The organism is Stenotrophomonas sp. YIM B13575 (assembly GCF_042787595.1).
Lineage (GTDB): Bacteria > Pseudomonadota > Gammaproteobacteria > Xanthomonadales > Xanthomonadaceae > Stenotrophomonas > Stenotrophomonas lactitubi_B.
Genome location: NZ_JBHZOP010000042.1, coordinates 1 through 16,192, shown reverse-complemented (window position 1 = coordinate 16,192; position 16,192 = coordinate 1). Strand labels below are relative to the sequence as shown.

At 66.7% G+C, this 16,192-nt stretch carries 12 protein-coding genes and 2 tRNA genes; 12 read left to right on the top strand and 2 right to left on the bottom strand.

Annotated elements, in window-relative coordinates; all coding sequences use genetic code 11:
* Positions 1-137 precede the first annotated feature (137 nt).
* Together ACFX4F_RS08180 and ACFX4F_RS08175 are read left to right on the top strand one after the other, a co-directional pair.
* Positions 138-1,250 (top strand): homoserine O-acetyltransferase, encoded by a 1,113-nt coding sequence (locus tag ACFX4F_RS08180; protein ID WP_099821184.1) that lies wholly within the window; start codon positions 138-140, stop codon positions 1,248-1,250.
* Entirely contained in the window at positions 1,250-1,594 is a 345-nt protein-coding gene (locus ACFX4F_RS08175; RefSeq protein WP_380654008.1) for a DUF1294 domain-containing protein, read from the top strand. Before ACFX4F_RS08180 ends, ACFX4F_RS08175 begins: the two co-directional genes overlap by 1 nt.
* Positions 1,595-1,644: 50 nt before the next feature.
* Here the strand turns inward: ACFX4F_RS08175 and cydC are convergent, their stop codons facing one another.
* Both cydC and cydD read right to left on the bottom strand, forming a co-directional pair.
* A complete protein-coding gene (gene cydC / locus ACFX4F_RS08170; RefSeq protein WP_380654005.1) occupies positions 1,645-3,324 on the bottom strand; it encodes a thiol reductant ABC exporter subunit CydC in 1,680 nt (559 codons plus the stop codon).
* A complete protein-coding gene (gene cydD / locus ACFX4F_RS08165) occupies positions 3,321-5,066 on the bottom strand; it encodes a thiol reductant ABC exporter subunit CydD (RefSeq protein ID WP_380654001.1) in 1,746 nt (581 codons plus the stop codon). Before cydD ends, cydC begins: the two co-directional genes overlap by 4 nt.
* 227 nt (positions 5,067-5,293) lie before the next feature.
* On the opposite strand from cydD, the gene ACFX4F_RS08160 reads away from it, so the two are divergent.
* The 10 genes from ACFX4F_RS08160 to pgaD all read left to right on the top strand — a co-directional run bounded on the left by ACFX4F_RS08160 (position 5,294) and on the right by pgaD (position 16,017).
* Positions 5,294-6,877, top strand: a complete 1,584-nt coding sequence (locus ACFX4F_RS08160) for a cytochrome ubiquinol oxidase subunit I (protein WP_099821188.1) — start codon at positions 5,294-5,296, stop codon at positions 6,875-6,877.
* Positions 6,878-6,892: 15 nt separating this feature from the next.
* On the top strand, positions 6,893-8,047 hold the full coding sequence (cydB, locus tag ACFX4F_RS08155; RefSeq protein ID WP_088101726.1) for a cytochrome d ubiquinol oxidase subunit II: 1,155 nt from the start codon (positions 6,893-6,895) through the stop codon (positions 8,045-8,047).
* Between the two features lie 54 nt (positions 8,048-8,101).
* Positions 8,102-8,215, top strand: coding sequence for a cytochrome bd-I oxidase subunit CydX (gene cydX / locus ACFX4F_RS08150; protein ID WP_025876452.1), 114 nt, complete (start codon positions 8,102-8,104; stop codon positions 8,213-8,215).
* 56 nt (positions 8,216-8,271) lie between these two features.
* A tRNA-Pro gene (locus ACFX4F_RS08145) sits at positions 8,272-8,348 on the top strand.
* Between the two features lie 138 nt (positions 8,349-8,486).
* Positions 8,487-8,563 (top strand) — tRNA-Pro (locus tag ACFX4F_RS08140).
* Between the two features lie 226 nt (positions 8,564-8,789).
* The gene (locus ACFX4F_RS08135) at positions 8,790-9,995 is read left to right on the top strand and encodes a CynX/NimT family MFS transporter (RefSeq protein WP_380653995.1); all 1,206 of its coding nucleotides are present in this window, start codon (positions 8,790-8,792) and stop codon (positions 9,993-9,995) included.
* Between the two features lie 330 nt (positions 9,996-10,325).
* Positions 10,326-12,365, top strand: coding sequence for a poly-beta-1,6 N-acetyl-D-glucosamine export porin PgaA (gene pgaA, locus ACFX4F_RS08130; protein ID WP_380653992.1), 2,040 nt, complete (start codon positions 10,326-10,328; stop codon positions 12,363-12,365).
* Between the two features lie 10 nt (positions 12,366-12,375).
* Positions 12,376-14,274, top strand: a complete 1,899-nt coding sequence (pgaB, locus tag ACFX4F_RS08125; RefSeq protein ID WP_099821235.1) for a poly-beta-1,6-N-acetyl-D-glucosamine N-deacetylase PgaB — start codon at positions 12,376-12,378, stop codon at positions 14,272-14,274.
* A 7-nt stretch (positions 14,275-14,281) separates the two neighbouring features.
* The gene (gene pgaC, locus ACFX4F_RS08120) at positions 14,282-15,529 is read left to right on the top strand and encodes a poly-beta-1,6-N-acetyl-D-glucosamine synthase (protein ID WP_218946688.1); all 1,248 of its coding nucleotides are present in this window, start codon (positions 14,282-14,284) and stop codon (positions 15,527-15,529) included.
* The gene (gene pgaD / locus ACFX4F_RS08115) at positions 15,526-16,017 is read left to right on the top strand and encodes a poly-beta-1,6-N-acetyl-D-glucosamine biosynthesis protein PgaD (RefSeq protein WP_099821193.1); all 492 of its coding nucleotides are present in this window, start codon (positions 15,526-15,528) and stop codon (positions 16,015-16,017) included. The genes pgaC and pgaD overlap by 4 nt, the downstream gene beginning before the upstream one ends.
* Positions 16,018-16,192: the final 175 nt, after the last annotated feature.

Below are 16,192 nucleotides of genomic sequence, written 5' to 3'. Positions count from 1 at the left end.
CGCTCGCCGGGCATGGCCCGGCGCTACCCACGCGCACCACCGGTAGCGCCGGGCCATGCCCGGCGGATCCACGCTCTGCCCGCCCATGGAAACCTGCGTGTCGCCAGCTGCACATGCCGCCCCGCTAGAATGCCCGCATGACCGAATTCATTCCGCCCGGCACCCGCTTCCATGCCCTGCCCTCACCCTTTCCGTGCAAACGCGGCGGCGCCCTGCATGGCGCGCGCGTGGCCTACGAGACCTGGGGCGCGCTCGACGCAGACGCCAGCAACGCGATCCTGATCGTCACCGGCCTGTCGCCTGACGCGCATGCGGCCGCCAACGAAGCCAATCCCGCACCGGGCTGGTGGGAGGCCATGATCGGGCCCGGCAAGCCGATCGATACAGACCGCTGGTTCGTGGTCTGCGTGAACTCGCTGGGCAGCTGCAAGGGCTCCACCGGCCCTGCGTCGATCAATCCGGCCAACGGCGAGCTGTATCGGCTGGATTTCCCGGAACTGTCGATCGAAGACGGCGCACGCGCGGCGATCGACGTGGTGCGCGCACTGGGCATCGAACAGCTCGCCTGCGTGATCGGCAATTCAATGGGCGGGATGACGGCGCTGGCGGTGTTGCTGCTGCACCCGGGCATCGCCCGCAGCCATATCAACATTTCCGGCAGCGCACAGGCGTTGCCCTTCTCGATCGCCATCCGTTCGCTGCAGCGCGAAGCGATCCGCCTGGATCCGCGCTGGAACGGTGGCCACTACGACAATGAGGCGTACCCGGAATCGGGCATGCGCATGGCACGCAAGCTGGGCGTGATCACCTACCGCTCGGCGCTGGAATGGGATGGTCGCTTCGGTCGCGTGCGGCTGGATTCCGACCAGACCGACGATGATCCGTTCGGTCTGGAATTCCAGGTCGAAAGCTATCTGGAAGGGCATGCACGCCGGTTCGTGCGTTTCTTCGATCCGAACTGCTATCTGTACCTGAGCCGCTCGATGGACTGGTTCGACCTGGCCGAATATGGCGATGGCGATGTGCTGGCCGGACTGGCCAGCATCCGCGTCGGCAAGGCACTGGCGATCGGCGCCAACACCGACATCCTGTTCCCGGTACAGCAGCAGCAACAGGTCGCCGATGGCCTGCGTGCCGGCGGCGCGGATGCGCGTTTCATCGGCCTGGAGTCACCGCAGGGCCATGACGCGTTCCTGGTCGACTTCGAACGTTTCGGCCCGGCCGTGCGCGGCTTCCTCGACGAACTGTAATGGTGTGGCGGCGCAACCTGGCGCTGGCCGCGTTCGGTGCGTTGATCGGCTTGACCGCAACCGGCGTGTTTCCACTGTGGCTGGGGGCGTGGTGCGCGCTGGCCAGCGCGGTGTCGTTCGCTCTGTATGGGCACGACAAGCGCGCAGCGCAGCGAAAACAGCAGCGGACGCCGGAACGCACGCTGCAGCTGCTGGCTTTTGCCGGCGGCTGGCCTGGTGCCCTGCTCGGCCAGGCGCTGTTCCGCCACAAGCATCGCAAGATGCCGTTCCAGTGGGTGTTCTGGCTGTGCGTGCTGGCCAACGTGGCCTCGATCGCGGTGTTGCTGCGCGAATTTTCGCGGTAGCTGCCCTGTCGATCCACGCCACGCGTGGATATGCCGACCAAGGTCGGCATCTACCGAAGCGGTTCGCGGACCAATACCCCATCGCGCAACCGGTACTGCGCGTCCACCACACCCGCCGGCAGGTCATCGTGGGTGATCATCAACAGGCTGCGTCCGTCCAGCAGGGCTGGCAGGTCCTGCAGCAACGCGCGCGCGGTATCCACGTCCAGCCCCTCGGTGGGCTCATCCACCAGCAGGATCGGCGCATTGCGCAGCAGCGCGCGCGCCAGCGCCAGGCGACGCGCCTGGCCGGCCGACATCGTCGCGCCGTTCTCGCCCACCCAGGCCTGCAGGCCGCCGTTGCGCTCGGCCCATTCGCCCAGCCGTACCCGTTGCAGCACCGCCCACAACGCCTCGTCGCTGGCCTCGGGATCACCCAGTCGCAGGTTGTCGGCCACGCTGCCGGCAAATACCGGCGCGTTCTGCGGCAGCCACGCCAGGTGCCGGTGCCAGTCGGCCTGGGCGACATCGCGCAGGTCCTGGCCACCGTAGGTCAGCCGTCCCTGCTGCGGATCCCACAGACGCAGCAGCAGGCTCGACAACGTGGTCTTGCCGCTGCCGCTGTCGCCACGGATGGCGATGCGCTCGCCCGGTGCCAGCGTCAGCTGCAGGCCACACAGGACCGGCCGTGCGGCGCCCGGCCACTGGAAGTGCACATCGTCCCAGTGCACGGTCGCGGCTGGCGCCAATGGCTGCGGCGATGCCGGCTCCTGCACCGAAGGCGGTTGCTCGACGATGGCCTGCAGGCGCGCGGCGGCAATGCGGCCCGATTGCAGCGATTGCCAGGCCAGGCCCATGCCCGCCCACAGCTCGATCATCGCTACCGTCAGGAACACCAGCCCGGCGGCCATTTCCGGTGCGATGCGCTGTTGTTCGGCCGCATGCAGCGCCAGTGCCAGCATCGCCACCAGGCCGAGCCCGGCCAGCACGCCATGCAGCGTCGATGCAGCGATCAGCCGCAGGCGTCGACGACGATCGCGCGAGGCCACCTGCTTGGCCGCCACCCGCACCTTCAACTGCCAGGCGTTGCCAGCATTCAGCGCGGCCAGATCAGCCGCCCCTTCCAGTCCCTCGAATGCCGCCGTGCGCAGCGCCGCACGATGGGCAGCGCGGTCGGCCTCTTCGCTGTCATGGCCACGTACGCCCAGCCACGGCACGCCAATGCCGATCAGCAGCGCCAGTACCGCCAGCAGCAGCGCTGCCGATGGCAGGATCAACGCCGCCGAGCCCACGCCCACCAGCGTCAACGCAGCCAGCGCCAGCAACGGGCCGATGGCACGCACCAGCAGGCCATCGATCTCGCCGACGTCGCCCAGCAGCCGCGCCAGCAGATCACCGGTGCGGGTCGCACCGAGCCGTGCCGGCGCCAGCGGCAGCGCGCGGCGGAAGAACCACACGCGCAGGTCGCGGGCGATGCGCAGGGTGGCGTCATGCCCCACCAGTTTTTCGAAGTAGCGCGATGCGATGCGCGCCATGGTCAGCCCGCGGATGCCGGCCGACGGGGTGAAGAAATTGAAGCCCTGGCCAAGGCCCGCTGCACCGGCCAGCGCTGCAGCAGTGAGGAAGCCACCCGACAGGCCCAGCAGTGCGGTGCCGGCCAGCATCGTGGTCCACAGCAGCAGCACCGCCAGCAGCAGGCGCGGGCGATGGCGCAGGAACACCGTGCGCAGCGAATCGGCAGACCGGCTCATGCGCGTACCGCCTGCGCCGGCTCAACCAGGCGCCCTTCGGGCAACAGCAGGCAGCGGTCGGCCCAGGCGATCACCGCCGGGCTGTGGGTGGCCACCACCACGCTGCGTCCGCGCGCATACGCGGCCAGGCTGCGCAGCAGCGCCGCTTCGGTTTCGGCGTCGAGGAAGGCAGTAGGCTCATCCAGCAGCAGCACCTGCGGATCGCGCAGCAGCAGACGGGCCAGGCCGATGCGTCGTGCCTCGCCACCGGACAGGCCGAAGCCGCGCTCGCCGATCAGCGTATCCAGCCCCTGCGGCAGGCGCTGCGCGAACTGCAGCACCTGTGCGGCTTCGGCAACGGCGCGCAGACGCGCGTCACTGGCACCGGGATCGGCCAGGCGCAGGTTCTCGGCGATACTGCCGTGGAACAGATACGGACGCTGGCTGGCATAGGCCACCTGCAGCCCCGGCCGCAGCTGCACCCGGCCCGCACGCGGCGGCAGCCAACCAGCCAGCGCTTCCAGCAACGTGCTCTTGCCGCTGCCACTGGGACCGACCAGGGCCAGGCGCTGCCCCGGTTCCAGCTGCAGGTCCAGGTTCTGCAGCACGTCGTGCGCAGCGCCCAACGGACGCAGTACCAGACCGTGCGCCTGCAGCGGCGGCAACGCGGCTTCGGCCGGCTCCGGTGCCAGCGGCGTACTGCCGTCGCTGCTGGGCGCTTCGTCTTCCGGCAGCGCCTGCAGCAGGCGCTCCACCTCGGCGGCAGCGGCCAGTGCATTGGCGCGATCGTGATAGTGCGCGGCCAGGCGCCGCAACGGCGCGTAGAACTCCGGCGCCAGCAGCAGGCAGAACAAGCCCGCCCCCAGCGTCGGCACGGTCGCATGCAGCGACATCAGGCCCAGATAGCTCAGGCCCAGATACAACGCCACCATCGCCACACTGACCGACGCAAAGAATTCCAGCACGGTGGACGACAGGAAGGCGATGCGCAGCACCTTCATGGTGCGCACGCGTACGCCATCGGCCGCAGCCTCGATGCCGGCCAGTTCGGCCTCCCCACGGCCATACAGGCGCAGCAGGCCCAGGCCCTTGATGCGATCGGCGAAGTGTCCGCTCATCCGCGCCAGTTCGCCCAGCTGCGCGCGTCCGGCCGCTTCAGCGCCCCAGCCCACCAGCATCATGAAAAACGGCACCAGCGGTGCGGTGAACAGCAGGATCAGTGCGACCACCCAGTCGACCCAGGCCACAGCAGCCAGGATCAACAACGGCACCACCACCACTTCGGTGCGTACCGGCAGGAAACCGCTGTAGTAGTTCTCGATCGCATCGCCGTGATGCAGCATCAGCTCGCCCAGCTCGCCGGTGCGGCGCTGCCGCAGCCACAACGGGCCGTGCCCGAGCAGGCGCGCGAAGACACGCTCGCGCAGGGACAGGCGTGCGGCATCGGCAACGTCACCGGCCGCCGCCTGGGCGACGCTGCCCAGCAGGGTCCGCACCACCAGGATCACCGCCAGCGCGGCCAGCACCGGCAGGCCCTGGGCCAACGGCGCGCGCTCCACCAGCACCTGCTGCACCAGCCAAGCGATGGCGGCGGCCTGGCCGATCAACAGCGCGCCGGACACGCTGATGCACAGCGACGCCAGCCGCTGCCGTCCCTTCGCGGCGCGGGCCAGATCGGCCAGCCACGCGGTGCGGACACGCCGCAGGCGGGTCGATTCGTCATCCCGATCAGGGGCGTCAGCGGTCGGTTCGGCAGCGCTCAAGGCTCTTCACAGGCAGCAGGGGATGGACGGCATTGTAGGCGCAGGCAACCGCCTTCCCCTGCGGCCGGCGGTCGCAGTCTTCATCGGGTTGGCATACGATCCCCCTGAACACCTGTTCATACATTGATCTGGATCAAGGCTGTTTGAAGTAGTCGGTCACATCATTCACCCCGTAGACCACCCTTCCCGCCACCTGCAACGGCACTATCCAACGAGGTAGCCAGGCCATGATTGATCAGACAGTCGTAGAACTGTCGCGGCTGCAATTCGCTCTGACCGCGATGTACCACTTCCTATTCGTACCGCTCACGCTTGGCCTGTCCTTCATGGTGGCCATCATGGAAAGCGTGTACGTCATGACCCGCAAGCAGGTCTGGCGGCAGATGACCCTGTTCTGGGGCACCCTGTTCGGCATCAACTTCGCCATCGGCGTGGCCACCGGCCTGGTGATGGAGTTCCAGTTCGGCATGAACTGGTCGTACTACAGCCATTACGTGGGTGACATCTTCGGTGCGCCGCTGGCGATCGAAGGCCTGATGGCGTTCTTCCTCGAAGCGACCTTCATCGGTCTGTTCTTCTTCGGCTGGAAGCGCCTGAGCCCGGTCAAGCACCTCACCGTGACGTGGTTGATGGCGCTGGGCACCAACCTGTCGGCGGTGTGGATCCTGATCGCCAACGGCTGGATGCAGAACCCGACCGGTGCGGTGTTCAACCCCGAAACCATGCGCATGGAAGTGGTCGACTTCGCCGCGGTGCTGCTGAACCCGGTGGCGCAGGCCAAGTTCGTGCACACCGTCAGTGCCGGCTACGTGACCGGTGCGATCTTCGTGATGTCGATCAGCGCCCTGTACCTGCTGCGCAACAAGCACAGGGACATGGCCCGCCGTTCGTTCGCGGTGGCCGCAGCCTTCGGCCTGCTGTCCTCGCTGTCGGTGGTCGTGCTGGGTGACGAGAGCGGCTATGCCGCCAGCGAACACCAGAAGATGAAGCTGGCGGCGATCGAAGCGATGTGGGAGACCGAGCGTGCGCCGGCGGACTTCACCGCCTTCGGCATCCCCAACCAGGACACCCACACCAACGACTACGCGATCAAGATCCCGTACCTGATGGGCCTGATCGCCACCCGTTCGCTGGACCAGCCGATTCCGGGCATCCTCGAACTGGTCGACCGTGCAGAGCACCGCATCCGTGGTGGCCAGATCGCCTACGGCGCGCTGGAACGGGTGAAGAAGGACAAGAACGACCTCGAAGCACGGGAGATGTTCGATCGCCATTGGCAGGATCTCGGCCATGGCCTGCTGCTGAAGCGTTACCGCGAAGACATCCTCAACGCGACGCCGGAGGAAATCTCCAAGGCCGCGATGGATACCGTGCCGCGCGTGGCGCCGCTGTTCTGGACCTTCCGCATCATGGCCGGGCTGGGCTTCTACCTGATCGCCTTCTTCGCGCTGGCCTTCTACTACTCGTGCCGCAACAACTTCCAGGACAAGCGCTGGTTCCTGAAGCTGGCCGTGTGGAGCCTGCCAGCGCCGTGGATCGCGATCGAATGCGGCTGGTTCGTGGCCGAGTACGGTCGCCAGCCGTGGGCGGTGGACGGCGTGCTGCCGACCTTCTATGCGGCATCGGGCCTGGCACTGCATGAAATCCTGACCACGCTGGCGGTGTTCACCAGCCTGTATACGGTGCTGCTGATCATCGAAATCAAGCTGATGCTGAAGGCGGTCCGCAAGGGTCCGGACGACATCCTGCCGACGCTGCAGGCCGACATCCGCCCTGTTTCCCCCAATGCCGTTGCCCCCGGCCAGGCCTGAGGCAGGAGAATCCAGATGGAATTCATTGCACTTGATTACACCACGCTCCGCGTGATCTGGTGGCTGCTGCTCGGCATCCTGCTGGTCGGCTGGGCCGTCATGGATGGTTTCGACCTGGGCGTCGGCACCCTGCTGCCGTTCGTGGCAAAGACCGATGAAGAACGCCGGCTGGTGATCAACACCGTCGGCCCGGTGTGGGAAGGCAACCAGGTCTGGTTGGTGCTGGGTGGCGGCGCGATCTTCGCCGCATGGCCGCCGCTGTATGCGGTCAGCTTCTCCGGCTTCTACCTGGCGGTGTTTGCGATGCTGTTCGGGCTGATCCTGCGCCCGGTCGGCTTCAAGTACCGCAGCAAGCTGCCGTCCAAGCGCTGGCGCGACAACTGGGACCGCGTGCTGTTCGTCGGTGGCCTGCTGCCGGGCCTGATTGCCGGCGTCGCGGTGGGCAACGTGCTGCTGGGTGTGCCGTTCCATTTCGATGACACGCTGCGCGTGACCTACACCGGTTCGTTCTTCGGCCTGCTGACGCCGTTCGCGCTCATCGCCGGCCTGATCAGCGTGGCCATGCTGGTATCGCACGGTGCGGCCATGCTGGTGCTCAAGACCGACGGCCCGGTGGCCGAACGTGCAGCGCGCTACGGCAGCATCGCCGCCATCATCAGCTTCGTGTTGTTCGCCGCTGCCGGCGCCTGGGTGGCCTTCGGCCTGCCGGGCTATCAGATCACCTCGCAGGTGGTGACCGACGGGCCGACCAATCCGCTGTTGAAGACCGCCGAACTGGGCACCGCCGCCGGTGGCTGGCTGCGCAACTACAGCAGCATGCCGGCAACGCTGGTGTTCCCGGTGCTGGGCCTGCTGGGTGCACTTGCCAGTGCGGTGCTGCTGCGTGCGCGACGTGGCGGCCTGGCCTTCATCGCCTCGGGCGCGTCCATTGCCGGCATCATCCTCACCGTCGGCTTTGCGATCTTCCCGTTCCTGCTGCCGTCCTCCAGCCAGCCCACCTCCAGCCTGACCGTCTGGGACAGTTCGTCCAGCCACCTCACGCTGTGGGTCATGCTGCTGGCCACGGCCATCTTCCTGCCGATCATCCTCGCCTACACCACCTGGGTGTACCGCGTGCTGAAGGGCAAGACGACGGTCGAGGACATGGACGACAACCCCAACGCGTACTGATTGCCCGTGTGCCGGCCCAGGGTCGGCACACCCCTCGCACACAGGAGATTGACCATGTGGTATTTCGCTTGGATTCTCGGCGCTGGCCTGGCTTCGGTCGTGGCCATCCTCAACGGGATGTGGTTCGAAGCACGCGAAAGCGCGCGCGCCGACAAGGAAGTGCGTTGAAACTGTAAAAAAGGGTTGCCGGAACGGCCTTCACACCGTATTCTTGGCGGCTCCTTCGGGGTGTAGCTCAGTCTGGTAGAGCGCTACGTTCGGGACGTAGAGGTCGCAGGTTCGAATCCTGTCTCCCCGACCACTTCGGTGGTCGCATTGAAGCCTGGTGAAGTCTTCCAGGCTTTTTTGTTCCCGCAGGAGTCGCTGTCACGGCAGCGAAGCAGAACGGTCTTCCCCCTTGCCGCCATCGGGGGAAATGGCTAGAATAGGCGGCTCCCTTCGGGGTGTAGCTCAGTCTGGTAGAGCGCTACGTTCGGGACGTAGAGGTCGCAGGTTCGAATCCTGTCTCCCCGACCACTTCGGTGGTCACCAAGAAGCCTGGAAGACAGCAGTGTCCTCCGGGTTTTTTTGTGCCTGAAATCCGGGACAACCGGCTACGCCGCCATCAGCACATGCCGCCGGGGACCTGACCCGGCCCGGCCACGTACAATGGCCGCCACTCCCCCACCTGCCACACCGGCCCCGTCCGGTGCGGGCGCTGCACGCCACCTGCGCGGCGTGCGCCACCTGCAAGGAACACCGCATGACGTCCCCCACCTCCTCTTCGCCATCGTTGCTGCATGGTCGCCTGCTGGCGTTCGCCGCAATCCTGCTGGCCGCGGTCAACCTGCGTACTGCCGTCACCTCGATCACCCCGCTGCTGGACGTGCTGGGCCAGCAGTTCGGCTTCGGCACCACCATGACCGGCGTGCTGGGCATGCTGCCGACCGCCTCGTTCGCGCTGTTCGGCGTCGCCACCCCGGCGCTGGCACGACGCCTGGGCCTTGAGCGCACCACCCTGCTGGCCATGCTGATGGCCGCCGCCGGCCTGCTGCTGCGCTCCAGCGCCGGCAATGTCGGCACCCTGCTGCTGGGCTCGGTGATCGCACTGGCCGGCATGGGCATCGGCAACGTGGTGGTGCCGCCGCTGGTGAAGCGCTACTTCGCCAACAAGGTCGGCACCATGAGCACGCTGTACATCAGCGTGCTGCAGCTGGGCACGATGATGCCGGCGCTGCTGGCGGTGCCGGTGGCCAACGCCGCAGGCTGGCGGGTGTCGCTGGGCATGTGGGCGCTGCTGGCGCTGGCGGCGACCCTGCCATGGCTGTTGCTGGCCCGCCGTGCACCGAAACCGGTGCTGGACAGCAGCGACCCCACCGTGCAGCCGCACGGCAAGGTCTGGCGCACGTCATTGGGCTGGAGCATGACGCTGATGTTCGGCATGACTTCGCTGATGACCTATTCGATGTTCACCTGGCTGCCGCGCATCGTGGTCGAAGCCGGTGCTACGCCCGCCTTCGGTGGGGTGATGGTGGCGGTGTTTTCGGCCCTGGGCCTGCTGCCATCGCTGGTGATCCCGTCGCTGGCCGTGCGCCTGCAGAATCCGTTCCCGCTGGTGCTGATCGGCTTTTCGGCCTTCGTCATCGCCTTCGCCGGCCTGCTGTTCGCGCCGATGAAGGCGCCGTTGCTGTGGGCCTGCCTGCTGGGCGTCGGGCCGTCCACGTTCCCGCTGGCGCTGACCCTGATCAATCTGCGCACGCGCACCCCGACGGGCTCGGCGGCCTTGTCCGGCTTCATGCAGGGCGTGGGCTACAGCTTCAGCTGCCTGGGCCCGTTCCTGGTCGGCTGGCTGCACACCGTCAGCGAGGGCTGGACCCTGCCCTTCGCCTTCCTGTTCGGCTGCGCAGTGCTGATGCTGTGCGCCTCGTGGGTGGCCTGCAAGCCGCGCAAGCTGGAAGACCTGTGGTGACCGGACCGGCGGGCTTACGTCCGCCGCCGTGAAGCCGGACCCACACACCCCGCTACCACCGTCTACACACCGCCACCGCAGCGGGTGACGTAGCGTGTCCAAAGCTGACCCGTTTTGTGTCGGGAACCGCCCTGCAAGCGTGCCGCACACCTGGGGGACGGCGCCACCTTGCCACTGACCTGAACCGGGCTGGCCGTTCCTTCAAGGTCCCCGCGTCTACCAGATACGGACCGGAACTGGTCGCAGCGACAGAACGTCGGCTATAGTTGGCATGTGATGTGCGTCACACTTTTCAGCACATCGTTCAGCAATGGATGCTTAGGGGGTCTCATGGTTGTTCACCGTCCGCTGGCGCTGTGCGTCGGCCTGGCCTGCGCCACTCTGGCGTGCTGGGCCCACTCGGCCTCGCCGCCCACCGCGACCACGCGCGCCGACCGGCTCGCCGAAATCGGCCACTACCGTGACCAGGCGCGCTGGGTCGATGCCCTGGCGGCGATCGAGCGGGCGCAGCTGCGCGAGCCCAATGACGACCTGCTGTACAAGCTGCAGGTTCTGACCCTGGGCGACATCGGCAATGCCCATCGCGCCTGGCGGCTTTACCAGGCCCGGCCCAACCTGTTCGACCAGGACCAGAAAGCGCGGCTGGAGGCCAACTATGTGGCCAAGCTGGTCAACTGGAGCCTGGCCTACGGCGAAACCGAAGACACCCGGCTGGACGAGGCCGAGGCTTCGCTGGCGGAAATGGAGCAGTACGTCGAGCGCGATGGCACCGCGCAGGCGCAGGCGCCGCTGCGGATCCGCATGGACCGGCTGATCCTGCTCAACCGCCTGGCCCGCCACGCGCAGGTGCGTGACGAGGCGCGGGCGCTGCAGCGCGAGGGCCATGCCCTGCCCGATTACGTGCTGCCGGCGGTCGGCGACTCGCTGATGTCCACCCAGAATCCGGAGGAAGCCATCCCATTGCTGGAGGCCGCCGCGAAGAACGATCCCTCGCGCTTCCAGTCGCGCTCGGAGCTGGCCTATGCCTATCTTGAAACCGAGCAGGCGGAGAAGGCGGTGGGCTACCTGCAGGCCTGGCAGAAGGATGAACCGGCATGGCGCTGGGGCGGCGGCAAGACCCCCTTCCAGAACTGGGCGCGCTACGAAGCCGACCTGAACCTGGCAATGGTGCGGGCCTACAGCGGCGATCTGCCCACGGCCCAGCGTGAGCTGGAAGCGCTGGTCGACGTCGGCCCGGGCAATGGCAGCCTGCAGACCTCGCTGGGCAGCGTCTACCAGATGCGCGGCTGGCCACGGCGCGCACTGGAACGCCACCAGATGGCCTACACCCTGGACCCACGTGACATCGCGCCACGCCTGGGCATGTATGAATCCTACGTGCAGCTGCAACGCGACGACCTGGCGCGACCGCTGCATGACGACCTGCTGGCCCGCTATCCAAGCCAGCCGTCGGTGCAGCGCATGGACCGCGATTGGCGCGCCCATCGCGGCTGGCAGCTGTTGGCCAAGGTCGAAGGCGGCCGCAGTTCCGGCGGTGGCGGCACTTCGCCGCTGGGCAACGACGACCTGCACTACGGCATGGAAGTCGCCTCGCCGGTGCTCAACGACCGCTGGCGGCTGTTCGCCTTCGCCGACCGCCGTTCGGTCACCTTCCAGGACCAGGATATCGATCCGCTGTGGATCGGTGCCGGCGTGCGCTACCGCTTCGACCGCCTCGATGCCGAGGCCGCGGTGATGCGCCCCAACGACAGCATCGGCGACACCGGCCTGCGTGGCAGCGCCGGCTGGCAGTTCAACGATCGCTGGCACGCGGGTGTAACCGCTGCCCGCAATGACCCGGAAGCGTCGATGCAGGCGCGCGTGGCCGGCATCACCGCCGACAGCGTCGCCGTTGCCGTGGATTACACGCGCAACGAGCGCACCCACTGGAGCATCGGTGGCAGCCAGTTCCGCTACGACGATGGCAACCGCCGCGATACGCTGAACAGTGCGATCGAACAACGGCTGTTGACCCGCCCGCGCCTGTTGATCGATGGCCTGGGCAGTGTCTACACCAGCCGTGGCAGCCGCGACGATGCGCCGTACTTCAACCCTTCGCGGGACCGCTCGGTGGAAGTGGGCCTGCGCATCGACCAGCAGTTGTGGCGCCATTACGAGCGCCACTTCCGCCATCGCCTGACGGTGTCCGTTGGCAACTACTGGCAGGAAGGCTTTGGTAGTTCAATCATTCCGACCGTGGCCTACCGCCACGAATGGCAGTTCGATCAGGGGCGGATCCTCGAGTACGGCGTGAGTTGGTCGCGGCCGGTCTACGACGGCCAACGTGAACGACATATCGGCTTCGATGCCGCGCTGCGCTGGGGAGAATGAGATGGAACGGATGCTTCGCAACCTGACGACCGTACTGCTGCTGGCGCTGCTGTGCCTGGCCCTGCCCGCCGCAGCCCAGCGCGCCAGCTCGGCCGCGGAACTGGACGCGGCCGACAACGGCCTGCTGGTCCTCAGCTACCACGACGTGCGCGATGATGTGCTGGAAAAATCCGATGCCGACGCCTACGCGGTCAGCACGCAGAACTTCGCCGCACACCTGGACTGGCTGTCCGCCCATGGCTATCACCCGGTCTCGCTGTCGCAGCTGATCAAGGCCTCGCGGGGGGAAGCAAAGCTGCCGCCGCGGCCGGTGCTGCTGACCTTCGACGACGGCCTGCGCAGCGTGTACAGCCGTGTCTATCCGCTGCTGCGTGCGTACAACTATCCGGCGCTGGTGGCGGTGATCACCGACTACGTGGACATGGCACCGGGCCGCACCATCGACTACGGCTACCGTCCGTTCGGCCATGACGATTTCCTGACCTGGGACCAGCTGCGCGAGATGCAGGCCAGCGGCCTGATCGAACTGGCCAGCCACACCGACAACCTGCACCACGGCGTGCAGTCCAACCCGCAGGGCAACCAGACCCCGGCGGTGATCACCCGCATCTACGACCCCAAGGCGCAGCGCTATGAAAGCGCGCAGGAGTACGAGAAGCGCCTGCGCGATGATCTGGGCCGCAGCGTGCAGCGCATCGAGAAGGAACTGGGCGTACGCCCGAAAGCGATCGTCTGGCCGTATGCCGCCTACAACCAGTTGAGCAATGACATCGCCGAGCAGCTGGGCATGCCGGTTTCCTTCGACCTGGAAGGACGCAGCACGCCGGTGACTGCCGACCTGCACGGCCTGGCACGCCTGCTGGTGACCAGCAATCCGAACGTCACCTCGCTGGCCTTCGAGCTGCGTCGCAACGTCAACCTGGACGGTACCCGTGCACTGCAGATCGATATGGACTCGGTCTACGACAGCGACCCTGCACAGCAGGCACGCAACCTGGATGCCCTGATCGAGCGCGTGAAGCGGATCGGCCCGACCCATGTCTACCTGCAGGCCTTCGCCGACCCGGACGGCAACAACACCGCCGATGCGCTGTACTTCCCGAACCGGCACCTGCCGATGCGCGCGGACCTGTTCAACCGCGTCGCCTGGCAGCTGAAAACCCGCGCCGGGGTGAAGGTCTACGCGTGGCTGCCGGTGCTGGGCTATGAACTGCCCGACGCTGCGCAGCGTGCGGCGCTGGGCATCCAGAGCCCGGAACGCGATGGCATGTACCGCCTGGATTTCACCAAGCCGCAGGCACGGCAGATCATCAAGGACATCTACGAAGACCTGGCGATCAATTCGTACTTCGAAGGCCTGCTGTTCCACGATGACGGCTACGTACGCGACACCGAACTGGCGCAGCTGCCACAGGAAGGCAGCGACGGTGGCCGCACCCAGGCGCTGATCGATTTCACTTTGGAACTGCGTGACAGCGCACAACGCTGGCGCCCGAAGCTGGGCACCGTACGCAACCTGTACGCGCAGCCGGTGCTGGAGCCGCAGAGTGCGGCATGGTTCGCCCAGCGCCTGGACCTGTTCAACAAGGCCTATGACCGCACCGCGCTGATGGCGATGCCGTGGATGGAAGGCAGTCGCCGTCCCCAGCGCTGGATGGACCGCCTGGTGGTGGCAGTGCGCGAGCACGACCCGGACCTGAAGCACACGATGTTCGAGCTGCAGACCGTGGACTGGCGCACGCAGACGCCGATCAGCGGCGAACAGCTGCGCGCGCAGATCCGCCGCCTGCAAGCGCAGGGCGTGCGCCATTTCGCGTGGTACCCGGACGATTTCATTGCCGACAAGCCGTCGACCCAGGATGCACGCGCGGCGATGTCCGCGCGCAACTTCCCGTATCCGGAGAAGTGACGTGGACATGAACCCGTGGCTCAACGCCATGTTCCAGTTCGCCTTCTTCTACCCCATGGTGATGGCGTTCTTCTGGATGTCCGGTGGCCTGTACTACTTCTTCCGCCGTGAGCGGAAATCGCGGCCGCGCAACGATCCACCGCCCATGGCGGAGTATCCGTTCGCCAGCCTGTTGATTCCCTGCCACAACGAATCGGCCAACCTGGACGACACCCTCGGCGCGGCATTGGCCCAGCGCTATCCGGACTTCGAAGTGATCGCCATCAACGATGGCAGCAGCGACGATACCGGCGCCCGCCTGGACGCACTTGCGGCCCTGCACCCACGCCTGCGCGTGGTCCATCTGGATCGCAACCTGGGCAAGGCCAACGCGCTGCGCATGGGCGCCCTGGCTGCCCGATCGGAATACCTGGTGTGCATCGACGGCGATGCCATGCTGGAAGAATTCGCCATGCACTGGATGGTCTGGCACCTGACCAGCGGCCCACGCGTGGGTGCGGTGACCGGCAATCCACGCATCCGCAACCGCTCCACCCTGCTCGGCCGCCTGCAGGTGGCGGAGTTCTCCTCGATCATCGGCATGATCAAGCGCGCCCAGCGTGTCTACGGCCGCATCTTCACCGTGTCCGGGGTCATCGCCGCGTTCCGTCGCACGGCACTGCACCGCATCGGCTACTGGGCCGATGACATGGTCACCGAGGACATCGACATCAGCTGGCGCCTGCAGCTGGATCATTGGGACATCCGTTACGAGCCCAACGCACTGTGCTTCATCCTGATGCCGGAAACCCTGAAGGGACTGTGGCGGCAGCGCCTGCGCTGGGCGCAGGGCGGTGTGGAAGTGCTGCTGCGCCACGGCTCCTCGTTGTTCAGCTGGCGCAAGCGGCGCATGTGGGGCGTGCTGCTGGAATACATCCTCAGCGTGCTGTGGGCCTACACCATGCTCGCGATCATCCTGCTGTGGGCACTGGGCAAGTTCATCCCGGTGCCGCCGCAGTTGTACATCGACACGTTGCTGCCGCAATGGCATGGCGTGATCCTGGCGTTGGTCTGCCTGCTGCAGTTCGCCAGCAGCCTGATCATCGACAGGCGTTACGAAACGCATATCGGCCGCAACTATTTCTGGGTCATCTGGTACCCGATGGCGTACTGGTTGATCAGCCTGTTCACCACGCTGGTGGCACTGCCGAAGACGCTGCTCAGGCGGCGTGGCAAGCGTGCCACCTGGGTCAGCCCAGACAGAGGTATCCGATGAACGCACATCGCCAGACGGCGGCCAGCAGGCCGTCCAACCGCTTCGACTCGCGCCTGATCCAGAAACCGCGCAAGCAGCCCCGCCTGCAGCGCACCGCCTGGGGGTTTGTGACCCTGGCGTTCTGGGGGTTCTACTTCTATCTGTGGGCGCCCCTGGTCACCCTGGTGTCCTGGCTGCTGGGTGGACACCTGGCGTGGTTGCAACTGTACGAGCGCAAGCAGCATCTCGACCCGTTCGTGATCATCGCCCTGCCGGTGATCCTGGCCGGCTGTGCGTTGCTGCTGATCGCCTGGGCCGAGTACAACCGCTACCGCTTCGCCGGCAAGGAGCGTCGCCACCCGCGGGTGGACGCCAGCCGCTCGGAGATCGCCCATTCTCTTGGCGCCAGCGACCAGCTTGCCGAACAGATGTTCAATGCGAAGGCCATCACCCTGCACATGGATGAGCATGCGCGGCCGCTGGGGATGACTACGCAGCTGTTGCGGTGACGGGGTTCGGCCGGGCTGCGCCCGGCACCTGCAGAGGCAACGGCAATGGCCGAAGCAACAGCAACAGCTGGCATTCCGTGGCATGGCGGGGCGGTGTCGGATTGCGGGGACGCCGCAAGTACGTCCTTGTAGGCTTGGCCGCGGCATCCATGCCGCGGACACCCCGCAATCCGAC

What these genes read in the sequence shown, in the direction of transcription:
- ACFX4F_RS08180 (WP_099821184.1), top strand. Translation starts at nt 138, where the DNA reads ATGACCGAATTCATTCCGCCCGGCACCCGCTTCCATGCCCTGCCCTCA.
- ACFX4F_RS08175 (WP_380654008.1), top strand. Translation starts at nt 1,250, where the DNA reads ATGGTGTGGCGGCGCAACCTGGCGCTGGCCGCGTTCGGTGCGTTGATC.
- cydC (WP_380654005.1), bottom strand. Translation starts at nt 3,324, where the DNA reads ATGAGCCGGTCTGCCGATTCGCTGCGCACGGTGTTCCTGCGCCATCGC.
- ACFX4F_RS08160 (WP_099821188.1), top strand. Translation starts at nt 5,294, where the DNA reads ATGATTGATCAGACAGTCGTAGAACTGTCGCGGCTGCAATTCGCTCTG.
- cydB (WP_088101726.1), top strand. Translation starts at nt 6,893, where the DNA reads ATGGAATTCATTGCACTTGATTACACCACGCTCCGCGTGATCTGGTGG.
- cydX (WP_025876452.1), top strand. Translation starts at nt 8,102, where the DNA reads ATGTGGTATTTCGCTTGGATTCTCGGCGCTGGCCTGGCTTCGGTCGTG.
- ACFX4F_RS08135 (WP_380653995.1), top strand. Translation starts at nt 8,790, where the DNA reads ATGACGTCCCCCACCTCCTCTTCGCCATCGTTGCTGCATGGTCGCCTG.
- pgaA (WP_380653992.1), top strand. Translation starts at nt 10,326, where the DNA reads ATGGTTGTTCACCGTCCGCTGGCGCTGTGCGTCGGCCTGGCCTGCGCC.
- pgaB (WP_099821235.1), top strand. Translation starts at nt 12,376, where the DNA reads ATGCTTCGCAACCTGACGACCGTACTGCTGCTGGCGCTGCTGTGCCTG.
- pgaC (WP_218946688.1), top strand. Translation starts at nt 14,282, where the DNA reads ATGAACCCGTGGCTCAACGCCATGTTCCAGTTCGCCTTCTTCTACCCC.
- pgaD (WP_099821193.1), top strand. Translation starts at nt 15,526, where the DNA reads ATGAACGCACATCGCCAGACGGCGGCCAGCAGGCCGTCCAACCGCTTC.